The following is a 21,528-nucleotide window of genomic DNA, read 5'->3' on the forward strand; positions in this document are numbered from 1 at the left end:
AACGCCCGAGCCCAGCCCAAGACGAACTTCGCCGCCAGTTCGCCGATCAGAAGCTGGACCAGTTACCCGGCCAAGGTTGCGTGACGGCCCACTAGCTCGGCAAGCCTACGGGCGCGGCACGTTGATGCGTCTCTCATGGATGTCGGCGACGTGAACCACCTGACCTCGCTCAGGCTCTCGCTGCCCAAGGTGCTGGCCTGGTTTCAGCAGGGGGCCGGCACCGCTGCCGGCTGAACAGCCGGCAGGCCGCGCTTACGGGTCGCCATCCGTGGGAGGCGCCCGGGAGACTGTCGGGAGCGACGTGGATGGGGCCGCGTATTACCCTGCTCAGCCCGATCTTCCTCGCGGTCGAACAGCCATCCGCCAACTCTGGATCGGGCAGATCGCCACGACTGCTCCTACTACAGGGAACGGGACCGGCGACCAAGGTTCCCGCCCCTACCCGCGAGCTGTCGCCCTGCCGGGTCCGGAAGGTTGGTCGCGGACATTGACCTGTGGCCATGCGGCTCAAGCATGGCGCGGGCTCGGGTGTGGTGGACTTCGCTCCATGTCATCCTCGGCCACGTCCTGCAGCAGCTGGTCCTGCGGTTGATTGCCCCGCCGCGCCCTCATGTGAACCGACCCGGCACCCCCACGACCTCAGAGGCTGAAACGTGAGGGAGAAATGACAGCGCCCGCTCCGCTGATCTCAGGCGAAGCGGGTACGCGGATCGTCCCGGCGTAATTGCTCAGACACTGCCCTCTACTGCGGTGTTGTCGGCCGACAGGTCGGCGAGGATCTGCGTGAGGGTGGACTTGACGCCCTGGATACCGTCGGCCCCGACGATGCCGGCCCAGCGGGCCTCCAGTCCGGCGAAGTAGGCGGCGCTGATCTCGGCGGCCCGGGTGCCCCGGTCGGCGAAGACGACAACCCTGCCTCGGCCATCGGCCGGATCGGGAACGCGTCGCACGTAGCCGTGCTGTTCCAGGTGACCCACGAGTTCGCTCATCGCTTGCGGGGTCATCCCGGCTCTGCGGGCCAGTGTGGTGGGCCGGGTGCCGCCGCAGTCCATCAGCCGGAACACGTTCAGGTAGTGAGTGGGGCGTAGATCCTTGCACCCGTTCTCGACGAGGTGGCGGAGCAGCCCGTCGAGGATCAGGTTGAACGTCTGCCCGATGAGCTGCAACAGGAGCGGCTCATCGGTTGTAGATTGTTCGGCCACCTTATAACCTCACCTTATAAAGCTTCCTGAATAGTTTCAGCATAGCCGAAGGAGACGAGATGCCCCACCCCTCCCCCGCGCGTCCAGTGAGGTGGCGCAGGGGCGCCAGGATCGCCGGGGGGACACTCCTCATCCTGTTGGGTCTGCTGTGGATCCTCCAGGGTGCCGACCTGGTACGAATCGATCCCATCTTGTGCGTCGCCGATTGCCGGCCCATCACCGGCGGGTCACCCGGCTGGCTGGCCATCGGAGTGGCCGCCGCGTTGGCCGGAGTCTTGCTCGTAGGTGTGCGAAGAGGTCCGCGCCGGGGAGGTCGCGAATCGGGACTCGAACGTCCCGTGGATGGCCGTTGAGAGGTAGATACCGCCATCTACGTGCTCAAGACTTCTGCATGTAGATCGTCGCGTACATCGGCCTGGTGCGCGGCGCCATCGACGCCGACATCGCCCGCCACCGTTCCCCGCAGCTCAGGCACTTGGGTAGCTCGGCCGGCGGATGGCCGGCCGTGTGCGTCACACGGCCTCTCGCGGCGGGGCGGTGCCCGGGCCCGGCAACCGTACGGTCACCACCAGGCCGCCGCCGTGTCGAGGGACGGCCGTTACCGAGCCGCCGTGACCGCGGGCGATGGAGCGCACGATGGACAGGCCGAGGCCGAACCCTCTCCCACCGCCGGTACGCTCGCGGTTGAGCCGCCGGAACGGCTGGAACAGCGACTCGATCTCGTAGTGCGGCACAACAGGCCCCGAGTTGGCCACGGTCAGCACCGCGTCCTCGCCGATGGTCTTCGTGGTCACGGAGACGAGCCCGGAGGGCACGTTGTGCTCGACGGCGTTCTCGACCAGGTTCTGCACCAGCCGTTCGAGCAGGATCGGATCGCCTCTGGTGATCGCGGCGGCCGCGCCGTAGCAGGGCACGCCGCGCTGGTCGCACACGTGGCCGGCGATGTCGGCCAGGTCGACGGGGGTGCGCTCGGTGATGCCGTGCTCGGAGTCGGCCAGCGTGAGCAGGCCGTCGATCAGCCGTTCGTGCCGTTCGTTGACGGTCTGCAACGACGTGCCGAGCTGGATGCAGTCCGGCGAGGCGCCCGGCCTGCTGACCGCGAGCTCCACCAGCGTCCTGTTCATGGCCAGCGGGGTGCGCAACTCGTGAGAGGCGTTGGCCACCAGCCTGCGCTGTCCGTCGAAAGCCGCGTCCAGTTGCTCCACCATCAGGTTGAAGGCGTCGGCCAGATCGCGTACCTCGTCTTGCGGGCCGTTCATGACGATCCGTTCGTGCAGTCCCCGCCCCGCGCCCACGGCCAGCCGCCGCGCGGTCTCGGTGACGCGGTGCAGGGGCTGCAGCGCGCGGCCCGCCACCAGCCAGCCGAACCCCACCGAGGCTGCGCCGACCAGCAGCAACCCGATCGCGCCCTGCGATATCAGCGAGGTGGTGGTCGCCGTACGGATCCGTTCGCTCAGCATCTGCCGTCCCTCGTCCATCGGCGGTCCAGACGGCGTGGACGACAGAATGTGCTTGCCACTGACGGCCGACGGCACCTGCTGGGACACCAGCAGGGTCGTCACGCCGAGCAGCACCACTCCGCCCACCAGGAAGAACGCCGCGTACACCAGGGTCAGCCTGGCCCTGATCGTGAGCTTCTTCATGCGATCCGGTACCCGGCTCCGGGAACGGTGTCGATCACGGGGACCTCCAGCTTGCGGCGCAGCTTCAGAATGGTCACCCGCACGACGCCGGTGAACGGGTCGATGTGTTCATCCCAGGCCCGCTCCAGCAGGTCCTCGGCCGACACCACCGCCCCGTCGGCGCGCAGCAACTCGGCGAGAACGGCGAACTCCTTGCGCGACAGCGCGACGTAACGCCCATCGCGGTAAACCTCCCGCCTGGCCAGATCCATCCGGATGCCACGGCGGCTGAGGACCGGAGGCGTGGCGGGCCCGGTGCGCCGCAGCAGCGCCTGCACTCTGGCCGACAACTCGGCCAGCGCAAACGGCTTGGGCAGGTAGTCGTCGGCGCCGAGTTGGAGGCCCGCCACCCGATCCCGTACGGCCGCAGCAGCGGTCAGCATGAGAACGCGGGTTCGTGTGGCCGATTCCACGATCGATCGGCACACGTCGTCGCCATGGACGGCGGGCAGATCACGGTCAAGGATGACCACGTCGTAGTCGTTCACTCCGAGCCGCTCGAGCGCCGAGCCGCCGTCGTTGACCACGTCAACGGCCAGCGCGTCGCGACGCAGCCACTCGGCGATGCCGTCGGCCAGCACCGGTTCGTCCTCGACGATCAGAACACGCACGCTCAGAAGTTCTATCCGGTTGGGTGTATCGCCACCGTTAACGTTCGCGCTAACGCCACGGTAATCGGCTCTGCGATGAACTCCGGGCCATGAAGACGAAGACGCTGATCAGGCTCCTCGCCATGGGCCTCGTCCTTACCGCCTGCGGCGCCCAACCTGAGACCAGGGTCGCCACCGCGAGCGGCGCCACGGCGAGCGCGGCCGCGAGCCCTTCGGCCGCCGGCGACGGCGAGCTGGCCTTCGCGCGGTGCATGCGAGGTGAGGGCGTCGACATCAAGGACCCGACCAACGGCCGCTTCGAGGTCAGCAGCGACATCGCCGAGAAGAAGAAGATGGACGCCGCGATGGCCAAGTGCGGTCGCCTCCTGCCCGGCGGTCAGGGAGGCAAGCCGAGTCCGCAAGATCTCGACAGCGCGCGCAAGCAGGCCAGGTGCATGCGCGAGAACGGGTACCCCACGTTCCCCGACCCCGACTCCAGCGGAAGGCTCAAGCTGGACGTCGGCGCCCTCGGAGCCGGCCCTGACGACCCGAAGTTCAAGGCCGCCATGGAAAAGTGCCGCGCGGCATGACCGGCCGGCTCGCGGCCGGGTCGCTGATCCTCGCGGCGGTCTGCGCCACCACCGCGGTAATCGTGTTCGGCGGGCGCGGAGACGAACCGGTCGCCCGCCACGCCGTGCCCGCCGCTCTCGCCGAGGTCACCGAGCAGGACCTGGCCGACACCACGACGGCCACGGGGATCGTGGGCTACGGCCGTGAGCGTCCGCTGGCCGCGGCCGCCCCCGGCACGGTCACCGCGCTCCCCGCCATCGGCTCGACGGTCCGGCGCGGTGGCGTGCTGTTCAAGGTCGACCAGGTCCCCACCGTGCTCTTGTACGGCAAGGTGCCCGCCTACCGGACACTGCGGTCCGGCGTGCGAGGAGCCGATGTCCGGCAGCTGGAAGAGAATCTGCGCGAACTCGGCTATCACGGTTTCACCATCGATGACGTATTCAGCGGGGAGAGCGCGCGGGCCGTACGCAAGTGGCAGAAGGACCTCGGCGTCAAACAGACCGGCGTGGTCGAGCTCGGCCGGGTCGTCTTCCAGCCGGACGCCGTCCGCGTCAACGACCAGACGGCAGTGCCTGGGACGCTTGTCCGTCCGGGCTCTCCTCTCCTCACCGTTACCGGGACCGCGCACTTGGTCACCGTGCGGCTGGACGAGACGGAGTACCGGCTGGCCAAGATCGGCGCTGCGGCGACGGTCAGGACACCGGCCGGCGAGCAGGTTCAGGGGAAGGTCACCACGGCACAGTTCGTGGTCAATTCCGATCAGCGAGGCACGACCACGAAGGTGGAGCTGACCGTGGCGATCGGGGCCGTCGGCTACGACCGGGCGGCGGTCGATGTGACGCTCGTCTCCGAGGTGCGCAAGGACGTTCTCACGGTGCCGGTCGCGGCGCTCCTGGCGCTGTCCGAGGGCGGGTACGGCGTCGAACTCGCGGACGGCCGCGTCGTTCCGGTCCGGACGGGGCTCTTCGCCGGTGGGCGTGTCGAGGTGTCGGGCCAGGGGCTCACCGCCGGACTGAAGGTGGGGATGCCGACATGATCGCGCGGCTCGAGGGCGTCACCAAGGCCTACCCCGGTGGTGTCATCGCGCTGGATGACGTCTCGCTGGAGGTCGAGAAGGGCGAGCTGCTGGCCATCGTCGGGCCGTCCGGGTCGGGAAAGTCCACCATGTTGCACATCCTCGGCACCTTGGACCGGCCCACCAGCGGCCGGGTGCGCCTCGACGGCCAGGACGTGGACACACTGCCGGACCGCGCCCTGTCGGAGTTGCGGGCCACCAGGATCGGGTTCGTGTTCCAGCAGTTCCACCTGACCACAGGCGCGTCGGCGCTGGACAACGTGGCCGACGGACTGCTGTATGCAGGGGTGCCGCTCGGGCGGCGGCGCGCCCGGGCGCTGGAGGCGCTCGACCAGGTGGGGCTCGGCCGTCGCGTTCGGCACCGGCCGCACGAGCTGTCCGGCGGTGAGCGGCAGCGCGTGGCCATCGCACGGGCGGCTGTGCGCAGGCCTGTCTTGCTGCTGGCCGACGAGCCGACGGGAAACCTCGACTCGGCGGCGGGCGCGGGCGTGCTCGCGCTGCTACGAGAGCTGAACGCGTCAGGGACCACGATCGTCGTGATCACACACGACTTGGAGATCGCGCACGCCCTGCCCAGGCAGGTGCGCATGCGGGACGGGCGGGTGCTGCCATGACGGCGCTGTCGGCCAGGGACGTGATCAGGGTGGGCGGGGCCGGGCTGCGCACCCGGCCGATGCGCGCCCTCCTGTCGGCCCTCGGCGTCGCCATTGGGATCGCCGCGATGGTGTCGGTCGTCGGGATCTCCGCTTCCAGCCGAGCCGAGCTGGACCGGACCCTGGCCAGGCTCGGCACCAACCTGCTCACGGTCGCGCCGGGCCAGACCGTGTTCGGCAAGCAGGCGCAGCTGCCGCAGGGGGCGGCGGCCATGATCCGCAGGATCCGCCCGGTGACGGGTGCCGCCGCTACCGCGCTGCTGCCCGACGCGCACGTTTACCGCAACGACCGGATCCCTGCGGCCGAGAGCGGCGGCATCGCCGTCGTCGCCACAGAGCTGACCGTCCCCGATCTCGTCGGGGCGGCTGTGGCGCGAGGCACCTGGCTCAACGGCGCGACGGCCCGGTACCCGGCCGTCGTGCTGGGCTCGACGGCGGCTGAACGGCTGGGCGTCACAGAGCTGGGACGGCAGGTGTCCCTGAGTGGACACTGGTTCACCGTCATCGGGATGCTGGACCCGGCACCGCTCGCGCCGGAGTTGGACTCCTCCGCGATGATCGGCTGGCCCGCTGCCGCACGGTACCTGTCGTTCGATGGGCATCCGAGCACGATCTACACCCGCACCGAGGACCCGGCCGTGGAAGCGGTGCGCGCCGTGCTGGCCGCCACCGCCAAACCTCAGGTGCCCGGCGAGGTGAACGTGTCCAGGCCATCCGACGCGCTCGCCGCCCGACAGGCGACGGACCGGGCCCTGACCGGCCTGCTGCTCGGCCTCGGCGCGGTCGCCCTGGTCGTCGGGGGTGTGGGCGTGGCCAACACCATGGTCATCGCGGTCCTGGAGCGCAAAGCCGAGATCGGGCTGCGCCGGTCACTGGGGGCCACGCAGGGGCAGATCCGCGTCCAGTTCCTGGCCGAGGCGCTGCTGCTGTCCGGTCTCGGCGGTATCGGCGGCCTGTTCCTGGGTATCGCGGTGACCGGTGTGTACGCGGCCATCCAGGCCCTGCCGATGGTGATCCCCATCTGGGCACTGGTAGGCGGTCTGGCCGCAACCCTGATGATCGGCGGCCTGGCTGGGCTCTACCCCGCCATCCGTGCCAGCCACCTGGCCCCGACAGAGGCGCTGGCCTCGCCCTGACCAGCCGCCATCACACCACTGGATCGGCGGCTGGCCGCTGGGCGCGGCGGTGCGGGGAACGCGGTGAGTCCAGGCCCGGCGGCCACGGTTTCGGCTTACGTCGTGAGGCACTGTTGATCGGTAAGTCGGCGTACGAGGCCGGTGAACATGTGCTGGTGGACGTGGCGCGGCCTCCGTGGCTGCAATGTTCGCCGGCGCCTTCGAAGTCCGGGAGGCTGATGAGGGTGGCCGGGCAGCTCCGGCGTGTGCCGGAGCCGTCCGGCCGAAGTGCCGACTCGCCGATGGGCGTCGGCACTTCGCTGGTTCTGAGGACAGGCTAGTGCCGGTACGTATGGCCGACGCGGGGGTTCCCCTCCCCGTCCTTCGCAAGATCGCCGGCCACGGATCCCTGACGACTACACAGCGCTACCTCCACCCAGACGGCCGTCACCGGAGAACTCCTACGCGAGCTGATCCTCGACCCCGCCCGCGACTACCAGCCCCAGGCAAACCCGAACAAGACGACACCCCCGAACCCAAAGGTTCGAGGGTTTCCGATGTCCCGAGACATCACACCGTCGGGACGACAGGATTTGAACCTGCGACCCCTTGACCCCCAGAACAGGGGAGTAAGCGTTTCCGCACGTCAAACACACTCTCGCACTGAGCACGCCATTCGTCGGCCTGCAGGCCCCGCTGGCGCGAGCAGGGCGTGCGGTCCCCAGAGGGTCCCCGGCCTCCCTCGCCTGGCGCTATGGAGGCGATGAGCCAAGACTCGCGATCACAGGCGCTGATTCGCGCGTATCTGTAGAGCCAGCCACAGCAGACGCCCCTCCCACCTCGACGGCCCGCGGCTCCACCACGGGTCAAGGCAGCTGCCGCACACCGACTCCTCTCGGGAATGATCTCGTCGGTACGAGCCGGCCACTCCGGCCTCATGACCGCCCGCAGACCAGCATCAGGGCCGCCATTGATCTGAGCCGCGCAACCGACCTCCCATACCCAGCTCCAAGCTGTTTCTGGGCATTGGCGCTGTTGCGCCCTGCACCGTGGTTGAGCCATCGAAGGACCATCGTTTCCCAGCCCGCCGCAGGGTTCGAACTGGTGCCATGATTGATCCATGCGGGAGCTTGTCTACGTGTCAGAGCGGAAGCTCAGGCAGTTCAGCCCAAGAAGATCCGCGAGTGGCTGGTGGCAGCGGATCACCGGCCTGGCAATCAAAGGTCCATTTGGACTGGGAGAGGCAAGTGTCTCACTGGCCAACGGCACCTCAGTCCGCCACCTCAATCTTGCTCAAGTCATCCGCTATATTGAGCGAGCCCATCGACCTCTTGCATCATATTTAGACGAGGCACTTGAGCCTGGCCAATGGGTGAAATTTGAGGCACGCCTCAGTTACAAGTTTCGACGATGGGGAGACGAGTACGGGCAATCTCGCGCCATGCTCTTCTTTTGGGAGCCGACACCCCATGATTCTCCGACGGTTACGCGTCTGCTCCTTCATGGGTCACCTGCTCATCTAGTCGGCGCCGCCGACGTTCCCGAAACCTCGTTCAGCTTCTCCCATGGCCCAGCTTTCGCCGAATGGCTGGCTACTATCGCCGAGGAGGAGAACGAGACGATTCGCGAACGGATAGGCAATAAAACCGTGAACCTGCCACCATTCATAGAGCCAGCTAAGTACGCTGGCCAAACACTACGCGATCTCGACCTAGGCTTACCGATTCAACGGACCCCTGGCGAGATTCTCCAGCACGAACTGAAGCGAAATGAGCCCGCTGAGAGGTTCGTGGATACGCTTGCATCACAGATGGCAGGTTGGATGGCCGGCTATGCTCAAGTGACCGCAGTCTTGCATTTCGATTCCAAGTTCGATACCAGCCAACTGGTAGTCGCCAGCCCTCTCTTTGTGGAACGACATGCAAACTCATCGAGACGACGTCAACGTACAAATACCGCTCCCTGAGCCCTCAACCACGGGCCAGAGTGATACTTATCGGCAGCGAAATTCCGGTGCGGATATTCTCTGGCATCACCCGGGCTCGCGGCCCCTCCTGCAGGCGTGATCCCATCATCCTTCTGGAGACCCTCGACTTTCGAACTCCTCGTAGTCCGCCGGGCTGCGGTCGTCCGGTTGATCACATCCTTCAGACCGCTTCCCGCCACCGGATCGCCAGCGGGTCTGTAGTGGACGCAACCCAACCGGATCCGCCTTCGAGCTCGGCTTAAGCCGACCATCACTGCGCCTGCCGATAGTCACATCTGCCCAGGTCATGGCCGTCCGGAGGCTTCGCGTCGCGGCGCCAGCTCCAACCACCGGGAGAGGGCGAACGCATACAGCATGAGCGCTTTTCATCCTAAGTAGCGGCCTTCTTCGATGAGCTGCAGGACGAGGATGGCCTGCACGATCGTGGTGGCGCGGTGCGGGCAGCAGCGCAGCCGGGTCCGGATCTTCCAGGTCTTCAAGGTGGCAACAGCGCGTTCCCCGCAGGCGCGGATGCGGGCGTGTGCGCGGTTGACTGAGCGCTGATGGCGCAACAGCGGCGGCCGCAGCCGATGTCCTTTGAACGGCGTGCGGATGCTGCCGCCCGCGCCTTGATATCCCTTGTCGGCGAAGGTCTTCACCTCTGCGGTGGTCAGTGCGTCGATCAGGCCGGTGGCGCGTGCTGCGGTCAGGTCGTGCGTGGCACCGGGCAGCGCAGGTGAGACCCACACCAGCCGGCCGGTCGGATCGGCCAGGACCTGCACGTTCACGCCGTGGAGCCGGTGTTTGCCGGAGTAGTACGGCCGTTCGTCGGCCAGCCGGTCGATCGGGATCAGAGTGCCGTCCAAGATGGCGTAGGCCAGCCGGCCGGCGCGTAAGACGGCGGCGTGGACGTGGTCGGCGAGTATGGCGAGCAGGTCGACCGCCTCGCGGACGTAGCGCCAGGCGGTACTGGTGCCGCTGGCGAAGCCCGCGGCCAGGCGTGCGTAGGTGTCTCCGTTGCGCAGGTGGGCGAGCACGAGCAGGGCTTGCCGGAACGCATCCAGGCGCCGCCATCGGCTGCGGCGCTTGGCCTGCTGGGCGCGGAGCAGCTCGGCCGGGCGGCGGGCGACCAGGGCGGCCTGATCGTCCAGTACGTCGCATCCAACTCAAGAATCAGCGCATAAGCCGCTGACTACCATGCCGTTTAACCATAAATTGCTTCCGTTCAAGGTGAGGCTTACAACGGAATCGAGCCCTGGAGCAGGCAGCCACGGAGCTTCGGTCGGGGCAGCGAATCTTGGTCTAACGCTGCCTGATCAGCAGCCTCCCCACAAGCACACACCGCAATTCGCGCCACTTCCGACTGGAACCGTGGGGTTGGAAATGACTCAACGTGATGGCGCGGGGAATCCCGTCATGATCTCACGCCCAAGAGAATAAGGCGTTCCGCCAAGCGTGCCTAAGGAGGAGCCGGCCGAATGGAGATAATCCGCACCGCATCGGGCCGCCAAACGGAAGAACCACCAACGGACCCGCTCGTCCAGATTGTCGAACGTACAATGCAGTAATGCGGCAGCCTGCAGTGACAAGGGAAGTTGGTTGCGCCAGTCATCCCGGAAGTCGTCCGGGATCAGTTGTCCCTCAGTGTCATGCAAGATGCTTATCAGCGGCGCAAAGAGTTCATCACGGCCTGCGCCGCGGACGATCTGCTCAAACAACTCCTCTTCAGCACGTGAATCAACCGGGATATGCTTGGCGACAATTGAGAGCAAGAGCATGGCAGGGTCTCTCGTCAGCGGCGCGCTCTCGTCGAAAGTGGTCAGATCAATAAGCCTGAACCGATCGGGCCGCAGCACCCCGTCCCGGGTGCGGGGCATGAGAACGTTACCGCCATGCAGATCACCGTGCGTCAGTCCCCGCAAGTGCTGAATGTTCTGCCCTCCGACAATTTCTCCCATCGCCATGGCGAGAGGATTGGGTAGCATAGGCGCGTCCCTCTCCCCCTCGAATACTATCCAGCGACGTTCCGCTTGGAGCAGTCCGTGCCCTTGGGCCCAGGTGCGCAGCTTTCCATTCGGGCCGAGCGTTCGACGCAGCTCACCTTGAAGATACTTGCCGGAATCAATATGGGAGTAGGGGTCAGGCCGGCGCTTGTTCCAGGAGCAGAGAAGCCCCTTCAGCACCACCTGGAAAGCTTCGATAATCTCATGACGGGACCTGATCTCTTCCAGCTGACACATCTCCGCGAAGCTGCCTCCCGCTACTTCTTGGAGCAGCACATAACCCCCGGCGTCACTTAACCTTGGAGAATTGGACCGCAGCCTCACCAGGTGGTCCTCACGAAAACTCCGAGGACTCGCATCCCAGGCGCGACGATGCTGCTCCGGCTCTCTGGACAAGGAGCCAGGCGGGCATAGCTTCGCGACCATCTTCTTTGTCTGCTCATCGCTCCCCGCCTGGGTCTTGACGATAAGCCCTAGAAGCCGACTCTCGGTGTACCCTCGTTTTACCCAAAGAGGCAAATTGGTCAGGATTTCATAATTTCCGGTGGCCGCCCATGATTCGAGTGCATCCAGTGCAACTTGACCCAGATGCTCGATGATGGTTTCGCGGTGGGCTCCCTCAATACGACAAGGTTGGCTCCCCGTGGTTTCTGCTCCCAGCTGATCGAGCTCACGCAGCAGCATGACAGGGTCGTTGAAGAGGTGACGATAGTTGTCCAAATATGTCTGCTCGGCGGGCGATAGTCGTCTGGCGTCCACCTTGCCGTTCACCTTGGCGAGAAGGGTTTGATCAACCATCACGACCGCCCGGTCGACACCCTCCAAGGCCGCGAAGAGGGCATCTACGGCACTGGTTTGATCCACGTCTACTCGCGGCGACTCTTCACGTAGTGCTCGATCCATTTCCTCACGTTGTTCGTGCACATTGATGCCAGGAAGGTCCGCGTGCAACTTCATCGCGTGGCGATCGTTACGGAACCCATCTTCCGTGGGCGCGGCCAAACCGAACGCATCAACTACGCGCACCACAGCTTTTTCCACCGTGGCGAGCCCATCGCCATCCGACTCCGGGACTCTGACCTCCAGTACAGACGGCTTCGAAAGCTCGCCGAGTGCGATCGTGGACGCCTCGTCGAGGTCGAGGCGGGCGCCGTTCTCGAAGGCGTTCTTGTAGGCCAGCTCGCCCATCATCGACTTGCAGTCCTCGACGCACGCGTCGTGATCGTCGGTCAGGAACGGGGCGCCCATCTGTGGCAGGCCCGCCGTCCGCCAGTTCTGCTGCAACGCGCCCAGCAGCTTGGCCGCCGTCGGCGCCTGCTCGAGCGCGATGAGGATGCGCGCGGTCGTCTCCAGGACCAGCAGCGTGCCCAGCGTGTCGTGGAAGTGCCGCTTGATCCGCAGCGCCTCCCGGGCACTGTGCAGCGCCTCCTCCGCCCTGTTGGTGGCCAGGGCAGTACGCGACATCGCCCACTGGGCATACGAGCTGACCCACAGCTCGCCGCGCTCCCGGCACACCTGAAGGCAGTCCTGGAGCAGCGACTCGGCCTCGAACAGCTCACCCTGCGACGACAACACCAGCGACAGCTCGACAACCGCGGGCAGCAGACCCGGGTTGAGCTCCTTGTTGTCGGTGTTGAACTCGATCGCCACGCCCAGCAGCGCGCTGGCCTTCTGCAGATCGCCCTGCAGCAGCGCGGCCGTGCCCTGCATCTTCGAGGCCAGGATCACCGCCCTGGAGTCGCCCACCCGGACGGCCTCGACGCTGCACTGCTCAGCCGCCTTGAGACTTTCTTCTCCGTCACCCTGCGAGCTGCGTACGTAGGACAGCACCCACAGGGCCTTGCAGCGCTCCTTGCTCGGCGAGGGGTTGGCCTCCAGCGCGCGTTCGAGGTAGAGCCGCCCTTCGCGCACGAAACCGCAGCACACCCACATGAACCACAATGACGCCAGCAAAACCAGTGCCAACGCGCTCCGCCTCGGCGACGACAACGCGTGCTCCAGCGCCATTCGCACGTTGTCGTGCTCCTGCCGCATCCGGAACATCCAGTAAATCTGCCGCGGGCCCGACCATGCGTCTTCGCTGCGCTGAGCCAGACCCAGGTAGTACTCCAGGTGACGCTGCCGCAGCTGCTGAGCCTGGCCGAGCTTGTCCAGCCACTCCTCACCGTACTCGGCCAGCGTGTCGATCAGCTTGTAGCGCACGCCGGCGTGGTTGCTCGTGACTAGTACTATCGATTTCTCTACCAAGGTCATCACCACTTCGGGGATGTCCTCGGGCGGGAGTCTCCGATCTGAGCACACAGACTGGGCTGCTTCTATCTCGAAATCTCCGGCGAACACCGACAACCGCGCCCACAACAACCGCTCGGCGGGCTCACACAGCTCGTGACTCCAGCCGATCGCCGCCCGCAGCGTCGCATGGCGCGGCAGGTCAGTGCCGCTCGCGCCGGCCAGCAGGCCGAACCGGTCGGCCACCAGCCCGAGGATCTGCTCCACCGACAGGGCGCGCAGCCGCACCGCCGCCAGCTCGATCGCCAGCGGGATGCCGTCGAGCCTGCGGCACAGCTCGGCCACCGCGCCGATGTTCTCCTCGTCGAGCTGGAAGTCGGGCACGACCGCCCCCGCCCGCAGCGCGAACAACTGCACCGACTCGTTGGTGAACAGGTTCTCCGCCGGGTCCTCGCCGGGCACCACCAGCGGCGGCACCGGCACCACCTGCTCGTAGGGCAGGTGGAGCGACTGCCTGCTCGTGGCCAGCACCTTCAGGTTGGGCGCGGCCTCCAGCAGCTCGTGGACCAGCTCGGCGCAGCCCTGCACCAGGTGTTCGCAGGTGTCGATGATGAGCAGCATGTCGCGTTCGCCGACCCACTCCGACAGCGACTCCCGACTCCGCCCGCGAGGACTGGTCGGCGATGCCGAGCGCCGAGGCGATCGTGTGCCTGACCATGCCCGCGTCCTGCAACCGGGCCAGGTCGGCGAACCACACGCCGTCGGGGTACTGGGTGCGGACCTGGTGCGCCAGCCGCAGCACCGTACGCGACTTGCCCACACCGCCGATGCCCGTGACGGTCACCAGCCGGGACTCGGCGAGATGCCGCTTGAGGTTGGCGAGTAACCGGGTCCGCCCCACGAAGCTGGTGCTCTCTTCGTGCAAATTCCCAAACCACCGAAAACCGGAGCCCACCACACCGCCTCTAGGCGCATCACGGAAGTACGAGCACACAGCCTACGATGACGCGGGCGCCAAGGGATCGTAAATCGCCAGATTTACTCGCCTCTACGCCACACAGAAGCGACCCAACCCAACACGATAAACCGACAAACACCTAGACAGCTACACGAATCATCAATTCCCCATACTTAACAGCTAGACTTGAATCTTTTTCGCATCTCAGGATAGAAGGCGCCATAAACTTCAACGAAGATCCTGGGCACAAGGTTCAGGCGTTGGCCATCAGCACGCCAAGACCATCGATTCTTGCTGTTCGCGTTGAAGATCCCGCCAGTTGCGGTGGCGACGGGTGCACCGTTTGGCGTCGACCAGGGCAACAGAGTCGTCCGTCCCTGGCGACGAAGGAGCAACGCAGCGCCGAGGCGAGATGGCCTCGACACCGCCTTCACCGATCCGGGCTTCGTTAGCTCAGATCCTCGCCGGCCAAGCGCACCCGACTTGGCGAGCCCCAGCCGGCCCACGATCGCGCCGTATCCGCCGATGATCAGCCGCCGGGATCTCCCGTTCGACGAGCGGCGCGAGAACGATGGCGCCGCCGGGCTGGTCGGGCAGGCGCAGCAGGCGGACGACGGCGCCGAGGAACTCTGCGGAGGCGGTGCCGGCCGCCGCCACCATGCCGGGCGGCGCGTCATCGCGCCGGAACGCCCGAACCGTGATCTACGCGACGGGTCACGAAATGTGTGCCTGATCCCGAATTCTGACCCCCTAACGACGCTCGGGTTCTAGTGCTTGACGCAACACACCTGATCATGGAGGGCGTGTTGATGGCGAGGCGTGGGCCCAAGCGCAGGCTGGATGTTGAGTCGGAGTACCGGCGGCTGGTGCTGTCCGGCGTGGGAACGGTGGAGGCTTGTCGCGCCCTCGGGATCGGGCGCGAGACCGGCTACCGGTGGCGGGTGGAGAACGGCGGGCTACCGCTGGCGCGGCTGGCTGAGAGCGCCCTCCCCGGTGATCCCCGGATCAGGCTGCCTCCAGCTTCACCCCGCCGCTACGACGGCAGAGCGACGGCGGCCTTTCAGCTCCATTCGGACAAACAGTGCTTTCCATGGCGCACTGACACGGTTCTTACCGGCACCCCAAGATGCACCTTGCTGCTCAGCCAGCCGCGTGAGCGGCCCAGCCCGGCCGGGGTCAGCCGGAACCCCATCGGTGGGAGCGCGAACACGATACAGGGACGTCCTGTCACCGACCGTCATCTGCCGCTCGTCGTCGTCGACGGCTTCTCTGCCAGCAGGAATACGGATTCGAATATCGGTCGTCCATTGATATCGATATTGGACAGTTCAGATGTCCCGTGATCTTCTCTGCGCATGAAGAAGGCAATCCCCCAGGCCCTCCGTTCCGGGCTGGGCGTCATCGTTTCCACCTCACTCACCCTCCTCGGTGCTCCCTCGTACGCGGCCACCGCCTCAGCCGGCGCCGCCACTGTGGCTGTCGAGGTGCGGCCGGGAACGACCGTGCGCGACGACCTGCGTACGGTGTTCGACACGGCCGGGGTGCGGGGCACGTTCGCGCTGCTGGACGTGTCGTCCAAGACGACGACCGTGGTGGACCGGCGGCGCGCGGAGACGCCGATGGTGCCCGCGTCCAGTTTCAAGGTCCCGCACGCGCTCGTCGCGTTGGAGACGGGCGTGGTCAAGAGCCCCGACGAGGTGATCCCCTGGGACGGCACGCCGCAGCCGTATCCCGAGTGGGAAAAGGACATGACCATGCGGGAGGCCGTACGCATCTCCAACGCGGCGGCGTTCCAGGTGATCGCCCGCCGCATCGGCCTCACGCGCGAACGTCAGTGGCTGCACCGGCTTGGCTACGGCAACCGGCAGACCGGGACCGTGGTCGACCGGTTCTGGCTGGACGGCCCGCTGAAGATCTCGGCGGTGGAGCAGACCCGGTTCATGGAACGGCTGGCCGCCCTGCGCCTGCCCGCCTCCCGCGCGAACCAGCGTACCGTCCAGGACCTGATCCTGATGGAGAAGAAGAACGGGTACACCCTGTACGCCAAGTCAGGCTGGCAGAACGCCCCCAGCCCCGGCACCGGCTGGTGGACGGGCTGGGTCGAGCGCGGCGGACGCGTATACACCTTCGCGCTGAACATGGACATAGCCAAGGACGCCGACGCCGCCAAGCGCGCCACGCTCGCCCGTCAACTGCTGTACCGGCTGAACGTCCTGCCCGCGGCGTGACCGTCTCCCCCGCAGACCACGGTGACCGTCGCACGGTCACCGTGGTCGTCACCGTTCAGGCGGCCATCTCGCTGGGCTACTTCGCGGCCATGGCACACGTCGTCCTGCACCTGCGAGCCGACCTCGGATTGGCCGCCGGAGGGATCGGCCTGGTGCTGGCGCTGCGCAATCTCGTGCAGCACACGCTCTCCCTGCCGGTCGGCGTGCTGGTGGACGTACTTGGCCCGGTACGGATGGGCATTCTGGCGTGCCTGCTGCGCGCGGCCGGGTTCGCCCTGCTGGGCACTGTGTCCAGCCTGCCCTGGCTGATCGTCGCCGTGGTGCTGCTGGGCACGGGCGGGGCGCTGTTCCACCCGGCGGCGCAGTCGCTGCTGGCCGGGCTCGCCGAACGGCGAAGGGCGCGCGGATACGCGGCGTACGCGATGACGTTGCAGGTCGCGGCGGTGGCCGGCCCGATGCTCGGGCTGGCGCTGCTGAACGTCGGCTACTGGCTGGTGGCGCTGACGGCGACAGCGCTGTGGGGCGTGGCGGCGTTCCTGTTCTCACTCCTGCGGCACGTCCCTCGCGTACAGGTGCCGCACGGGGTCGTCTCCGGAGTGCGAACGGTACTTCGGGACCGGGTGTTCATCGGGTTCGCGGCCGTGTCGGCGCCCGCCATGCTGCTGACCGACCAGTCGTCGGTGGTCGTACCGCTCGGCGGCGCGGACGCGACAGCGGTCACCGTGTTCTCCTGCGTGCTCGCCATGGTGTCGGCCGCGGTCCAGCCGTGGTGCGTGGTACCCGGCCGCGCCGACCGCCCGCACGTGCTGCGCGCGGGACTGCTGCTCGCCGCAGGCGGCCATCTGCTGCTGGCAAGCGGCGCGGGCACCGGGCTGCCAGGCCTGGTGCTGGTGGCCGTGCTGCACGGGCTCGCCGACGGGCTGCTCCAGCCGGCGGTGTTCCAGACGATCGCCCGGCTCGCCCCGCCGACGCGTTTCGGGGCGTACCTGGGCGTGCAGACGTTCCTGTCGGGCCTGGTCGCGTTCGCCGGTGGCATCGCGGTGGGCGGGTTGTTCGACCGGGGACCAGGCGGCGCGACGGCGGCACTGGTCATCCTGACGTTGACCGCCTGCGCCGCTGCGGCCTGCGTCCCCGCCGGGACGATCACGTCCGCTGCCGCTGGTGCGGCGCGATCCACAGCGAGGGCGCGAGCGGCGGCCACTTCCTCACGACTGCCTCGTTCATCGTGCAGCAGACGGCTGAAGGCCAGGCCGTGAGCGACTCTGTGACCACCCCTGCCGAGTGGGTGTGCCCGTGCGGACGCCGGAGCCCCCTGGAGATAGGCGAACTGCTCACCAACGACACGCTGGTGAGCTGCCGCCGGAGATGGATCTGCCGCAACAGCAGCCACGATCCGTCCGGCGTGGTGTTCACCGTGCTGGCCGCGCTGTCGGGGATGGAACGGGAGTACATCCGCGACCGCACCCTGGAAGGCCACGAATCCGCCCGTGCCCGCGGTAAGACCATCGGCGGCGCCGCTGTCACAGACGACGCCATGCTGTCCATGGCCCTGCACCTGCGCCAGCAGAACCTCAGCCTGCGCGACATCGCCGCTCGCCTCGTCCTCACCAAAGGCAAGAAGAGGGGCCGGCACCCGTCCCCGGCCACCGTCCTGCGCATGCTCCGCGAGCACGACGAAGCGGACGCCACGGTGCCATCGGCTTCATGACCCCGTGCGATGGAACGAGATCCGGCGTTCATCCGCGTCTCCAAAAACGAGCGGATCAGCTACATGACCAGCGGGAACCCCGTTGATGCCGGATTCCGTTCCAAATCTCTCTAACCCCCGCATCCACGACGGCGAAGCCGGCGGTCGCAATCTTCGGTGGGCTGATCGCAGCCCGTCTTCTTCTAAGGGGTGGTGGCGGGCTCGCTCACGGGCAGCGATCAGGTCGCCCGTGCGCTTACGGTGTCGGCTCATTTCCTAGCTATTCAGTGTTGCCGAGTACCAGTAGTCAGTAGTACTTTGTACCAGTAGTCGGCATCACCGAGTAGCTGGAAGAGGGGGTGTTCCGTGGGCAAGCAGATGACCGAGATGCTCAAGGGCAAGGGAACGCTGGAGGGCATCGTCCTGGCGATCCTGTCCGGCCGTGTCGGCATCCTCGTCGTCGCCTTTGCCTTCGCCATGGACACCTACCGCCGCAAGATCTCCTAGGGCGCATCGATCGGGCGTGTCTTGATCCCGATCAGCGTGGGACAGGAAGACGGCGGCGCGGTTGCCCTGAACAGAACAGCAATCTCTCGGCTCGCTCGCGCCACCGGGCGGAGGCTTTCAGGAGATTTTGCGCGAGATGAATATCGGGTTGTGAGCGGTTCCAGCGGGTGGCGCTGGAGGACCACGCTACACCTGGCCGTCCCGGTCGATCCAGGCGTACGTCTTCTCCAAGAGTCTCAGATCCCTGAGTTTCAGCTCTCTAGAAAGGAATCAGAGCATGGCAGACACGACAATCGGGACACCCGAGCAGGGACACGTCGGGCGCCGGACCGTGTTGAAGGGCGTGCTGGGTGCCGGCGCGCTCGCCGGCGCACACGCCGTCCTCGCCGGCCGCGCCAACGCCTCCGCGAGCGGTGGTGGTGACGATGTCGAGCGCGGTGTCGAGCACGGCTGGGGGAAAGTCGCCGACGCGTTCCGCGCGAACTTCAGAAACTCCGGCGAGGTCGGCGCGGCGTGCAGCGTCTACGTGGGCGGCCGCCCCGTGGTCAACCTGTGGGGCGGCCTCGCCGATCGCGAGGCGAATCGGCCGTGGCGCAGGAACACCATCGTCCAGGTCGCATCCACCACGAAGGGCGCCACCGCGATCTGTGCTCACCTGCTGGTCCAGCGCGGCGAGCTGGATCTAGACGCCCCGGTGGCCCGGTACTGGCCGGAGTTCGGCGCCGCCGGCAAGGAGCAGATCCCGGTGCGCTGGTTACTGTCGCACCAGGCCGGCCTGCCCATCGCCGACGGGCCGCTGACGTTCGAGCAGGCCTGCGCCTGGCACCCCGTCATCCGCGCGCTTGAGGCCCAGAAGCCGCTGTGGCAGCCGGGCACCGAGCACGTCTACCACAGCGTCACGTACGGGTTCCTGATCGGCGAGGTCGTACGCCGGATCACCGGCAAGTCACTCGGCACCTTCTTCGCCGAGGAGGTTGCCGCCCCTCTCGGGCTGAGCGCCTGGATCGGGCTGCCCGAGAAGGAAGAGAAGCGGGTGGCCCGGCTCCACGACGCCGCCCCGTTCAGCCTGGAGGAGCTGCTGGCCGGGCTGATCGCGATGACCGGGCTCGACGCGGACACGGTCACGGCATGGGTGAACGCCGTGTGGGCTCCGGGCTCGGTCCAGGCCCGCGCCGGCGAGCTCGGCGGCGCCTTGACCAACCCCGAGGTCTACACCACGCGTGCCTGGCGCGCGGCCGAGTTCCCTGCCGCGAACATGCTCGCGGACGCCCGATCGGTGGCGCGGATGTATGCCGCCACGGTCAGCGACGTCGACGGGCTTCGGCTGCTCAATCCATCGACAGTCGAGAGAATGACGGCCGTCCAGACCGACAGGACACCGATGCACGGGCTGCCGCCGGGGCTGAACCTCCCGGCCGACCGCTCTTTCTACATGTCGCTCGGGTTCTGGCGAGCCTGCCCACCGCTGCCGATGACCGGGCCGGGGTCATTCGGCCACCCGGGCTCCGGCGGATCGATCGGCTTCGCCGACCCCGACGCCAGTGTCGGCTTCGGCTACGTCACGAACCTGTGGAACTACCGGCCCGACGACCCGCGGGCATCGAACCTGGCCAAGGCCGTCCGATCCTGCCTCGGATGACCGAACTCCAGGAGTCGCTGCAGGAACTGGCAGCCCACCACGGCATCCCGGCGCGGTGCTGGGCGTCGCCGAGGACGGACGGATCGAGGCCGCCGATGGCCGCGACCGTACGCATGACGTCCCGAGCACTGCACCGTTCCCACGCCCTCGCCCCTGGCCGGCACCGCCCGCCCCACCCTGCTCGCCCGGGTCCACCAGGCCCTGGACAAGCGCCCAGAATCCTCTTTCCCTTCTCCTCTTCTCCCTTCTTGCAGGAGTGATCCATGCCTACTGTCCCTTCGGAAAGCGTGCAGGCGCCGCCTCCGACACGGGTCCGCGCGCTTGCCCCCGACCTGGCGCGCGGCGTCATGCTGTTGTTGATCGCGCTAGCGCATGCGCCGACCTTTGTCAGCGACGCCGACCTCGGCCCATCGGCGCTCAACACCGTCAGCCAGTTCCTCAAGGTCTTGGTCGCCGACAACCTGGCGCGCACGATGTTCGTGTTCCTGTTCGGCTACGGGCTGGGCCAGCTGGCCGGCAGCCAGTTCGCTCAGGGCAGCGATTGGCCCTCGGTCCGCAAGCTGCTGCGCCGCCGGGGGTTCTGGCTGCTCGTCATCGGGTTCCTGCACGCGACGCTGCTGGTGCCGATCGACATCGTCGCGACGTACGGCATGGCGTTACTGATCATGGCGCCCATGATCCGCGCCCGTGACTCGGTCCTGCTCTGGACCGCAGCGATCTCCTTTGTCCCCGCGACGGCCATCGTGGCATGGACGACCGTCCGGGCGCACGCCGCGGCGGCCGGCGGCCACCCGGAGTCGCTGCCGCCGCTGATGAAGGACGACTTCGCCAGTCAGCTGCTCTTCCACCTGGTGATGTGGCCGGCGAAAGCACCGGGGATGGTCCTGCTCGTGGTGCCCGGCATCGCAATCGGCATCTGGGCCGCCCGGCGCCGGATCATCGACGACCCCGAGCTGCACGTGGTCTTGCTCCGCCGCGTCACCGTCTCCTTCCTCACCCTGGCCGTTGTCGGCAGGCTCCCGATGGCGCTGATCTCGACCGGGGCGTGGACGACCGACTCGACCTGGCTGCCGGCGATCGTGCACACGATCGCCGGATACGCCGGCGGCATCGGACTGGCCGCCGCCATGGGGCTGATCGCCGTCAAGATCGGCGGCAACCGCGGCCGCCTCACGACCGCGCTGGTGGCGCTCGGCCAGCGCTCGCTGAGCTTCTACCTCTTCCAGTCCGTCGTGTTCTACGCCCTGTTCTATCCCTTCACGCTGGACCTGGCCGATGCCATGGGCGGCGCCGCCGCACACGCCATCGGCGTGGCGGTCTGGCTGCTGTCGATCGTGCTGGCCGACTGGATGCGCCGGGTCGGCCACCGGGGGCCCTGCGAGATCGCCCTGCGTCGACTGTCCCGTTGATCTACACGGTCGGCA

Annotated in this window: 18 protein-coding genes; 12 read left to right on the top strand and 6 right to left on the bottom strand. The window is 67.2% G+C overall.

Annotated elements, in window-relative coordinates:
* Nucleotides 1-728: 728 nt before the first annotated feature.
* The 3 genes from ACIA8R_RS52305 to ACIA8R_RS52315 all read right to left on the bottom strand — a co-directional run bounded on the left by ACIA8R_RS52305 (nt 729) and on the right by ACIA8R_RS52315 (nt 3,495).
* The gene (locus ACIA8R_RS52305) at nt 729-1,166 is read right to left on the bottom strand and encodes a MarR family transcriptional regulator (protein ID WP_364104531.1); all 438 of its coding nucleotides are present in this window, start codon (nt 1,164-1,166) and stop codon (nt 729-731) included.
* 548 nt (nt 1,167-1,714) lie between these two features.
* Complete coding sequence (locus tag ACIA8R_RS52310) at nt 1,715-2,845, bottom strand: sensor histidine kinase (RefSeq protein ID WP_397045660.1); 1,131 nt, start codon at nt 2,843-2,845, stop codon at nt 1,715-1,717.
* Nucleotides 2,842-3,495, bottom strand: coding sequence for a response regulator transcription factor (locus ACIA8R_RS52315; protein ID WP_364104525.1), 654 nt, complete (start codon nt 3,493-3,495; stop codon nt 2,842-2,844). The genes ACIA8R_RS52310 and ACIA8R_RS52315 overlap by 4 nt, the downstream gene beginning before the upstream one ends.
* Before the next feature lie 89 nt (nt 3,496-3,584).
* Here ACIA8R_RS52315 and ACIA8R_RS52320 point away from each other — a divergent pair, with 89 nt between their 5' ends.
* The 5 genes from ACIA8R_RS52320 to ACIA8R_RS52340 all read left to right on the top strand — a co-directional run bounded on the left by ACIA8R_RS52320 (nt 3,585) and on the right by ACIA8R_RS52340 (nt 8,853).
* Complete coding sequence (locus tag ACIA8R_RS52320) at nt 3,585-4,064, top strand: hypothetical protein (protein ID WP_397045662.1); 480 nt, start codon at nt 3,585-3,587, stop codon at nt 4,062-4,064.
* The gene (locus tag ACIA8R_RS52325; protein WP_397045664.1) at nt 4,061-5,080 is read left to right on the top strand and encodes a peptidoglycan-binding protein; all 1,020 of its coding nucleotides are present in this window, start codon (nt 4,061-4,063) and stop codon (nt 5,078-5,080) included. The genes ACIA8R_RS52320 and ACIA8R_RS52325 overlap by 4 nt, the downstream gene beginning before the upstream one ends.
* On the top strand, nt 5,077-5,733 hold the full coding sequence (locus tag ACIA8R_RS52330; protein WP_364104516.1) for an ABC transporter ATP-binding protein: 657 nt from the start codon (nt 5,077-5,079) through the stop codon (nt 5,731-5,733). The genes ACIA8R_RS52325 and ACIA8R_RS52330 overlap by 4 nt, the downstream gene beginning before the upstream one ends.
* Nucleotides 5,730-6,908: an ABC transporter permease gene (locus ACIA8R_RS52335; protein ID WP_397045667.1), complete on the top strand. Its 1,179-nt coding sequence runs from the start codon at nt 5,730-5,732 to the stop codon at nt 6,906-6,908. The genes ACIA8R_RS52330 and ACIA8R_RS52335 overlap by 4 nt, the downstream gene beginning before the upstream one ends.
* Nucleotides 6,909-8,007: 1,099 nt before the next feature.
* Nucleotides 8,008-8,853: an SAVMC3_10250 family protein gene (locus ACIA8R_RS52340; protein WP_397045669.1), complete on the top strand. Its 846-nt coding sequence runs from the start codon at nt 8,008-8,010 to the stop codon at nt 8,851-8,853.
* 386 nt (nt 8,854-9,239) lie between these two features.
* Here the strand turns inward: ACIA8R_RS52340 and ACIA8R_RS52345 are convergent, their stop codons facing one another.
* From ACIA8R_RS52345 to ACIA8R_RS52355, 3 genes are all read right to left on the bottom strand, one after another.
* Nucleotides 9,240-10,004 (bottom strand): transposase family protein, encoded by a 765-nt coding sequence (locus tag ACIA8R_RS52345; protein ID WP_397045696.1) that lies wholly within the window; start codon nt 10,002-10,004, stop codon nt 9,240-9,242.
* Nucleotides 10,005-10,241: 237 nt separating this feature from the next.
* Nucleotides 10,242-13,706 carry a hypothetical protein gene (locus tag ACIA8R_RS52350; RefSeq protein ID WP_397045671.1) on the bottom strand — a complete coding sequence of 1,155 codons (3,465 nt, stop codon included), beginning with the start codon at nt 13,704-13,706 and terminating at the stop codon, nt 10,242-10,244.
* 790 nt (nt 13,707-14,496) lie between these two features.
* Entirely contained in the window at nt 14,497-14,703 is a 207-nt protein-coding gene (locus ACIA8R_RS52355; protein WP_397045673.1) for an AraC family transcriptional regulator N-terminal domain-containing protein, read from the bottom strand.
* A 134-nt stretch (nt 14,704-14,837) separates the two neighbouring features.
* On the opposite strand from ACIA8R_RS52355, the gene ACIA8R_RS52360 reads away from it, so the two are divergent.
* The 7 genes from ACIA8R_RS52360 to ACIA8R_RS52390 all read left to right on the top strand — a co-directional run bounded on the left by ACIA8R_RS52360 (nt 14,838) and on the right by ACIA8R_RS52390 (nt 21,513).
* Complete coding sequence (locus tag ACIA8R_RS52360; protein WP_397045675.1) at nt 14,838-15,386, top strand: hypothetical protein; 549 nt, start codon at nt 14,838-14,840, stop codon at nt 15,384-15,386.
* Between the two features lie 12 nt (nt 15,387-15,398).
* Nucleotides 15,399-16,271, top strand: a complete 873-nt coding sequence (blaOXA, locus tag ACIA8R_RS52365; protein WP_364104647.1) for a class D beta-lactamase — start codon at nt 15,399-15,401, stop codon at nt 16,269-16,271.
* Nucleotides 16,268-17,527 carry an MFS transporter gene (locus ACIA8R_RS52370; protein WP_397045677.1) on the top strand — a complete coding sequence of 420 codons (1,260 nt, stop codon included), beginning with the start codon at nt 16,268-16,270 and terminating at the stop codon, nt 17,525-17,527. Before blaOXA ends, ACIA8R_RS52370 begins: the two co-directional genes overlap by 4 nt.
* Nucleotides 17,524-17,979, top strand: a complete 456-nt coding sequence (locus ACIA8R_RS52375) for a hypothetical protein (protein WP_397045679.1) — start codon at nt 17,524-17,526, stop codon at nt 17,977-17,979. The genes ACIA8R_RS52370 and ACIA8R_RS52375 overlap by 4 nt, the downstream gene beginning before the upstream one ends.
* A gap of 345 nt (nt 17,980-18,324) precedes the next feature.
* On the top strand, nt 18,325-18,465 hold the full coding sequence (locus tag ACIA8R_RS52380; protein WP_397045681.1) for a hypothetical protein: 141 nt from the start codon (nt 18,325-18,327) through the stop codon (nt 18,463-18,465).
* Nucleotides 18,466-18,742: 277 nt separating this feature from the next.
* Nucleotides 18,743-20,104: a serine hydrolase domain-containing protein gene (locus tag ACIA8R_RS52385; RefSeq protein ID WP_397045683.1), complete on the top strand. Its 1,362-nt coding sequence runs from the start codon at nt 18,743-18,745 to the stop codon at nt 20,102-20,104.
* A 287-nt stretch (nt 20,105-20,391) separates the two neighbouring features.
* The gene (locus ACIA8R_RS52390; protein ID WP_397045685.1) at nt 20,392-21,513 is read left to right on the top strand and encodes a DUF418 domain-containing protein; all 1,122 of its coding nucleotides are present in this window, start codon (nt 20,392-20,394) and stop codon (nt 21,511-21,513) included.
* The last annotated feature ends 15 nt before the right edge of the window (nt 21,514-21,528 follow it).

The organism is Nonomuraea sp. NPDC051191 (assembly GCF_044455665.1).
Taxonomy (GTDB): Bacteria; Actinomycetota; Actinomycetes; order Streptosporangiales; family Streptosporangiaceae; genus Nonomuraea.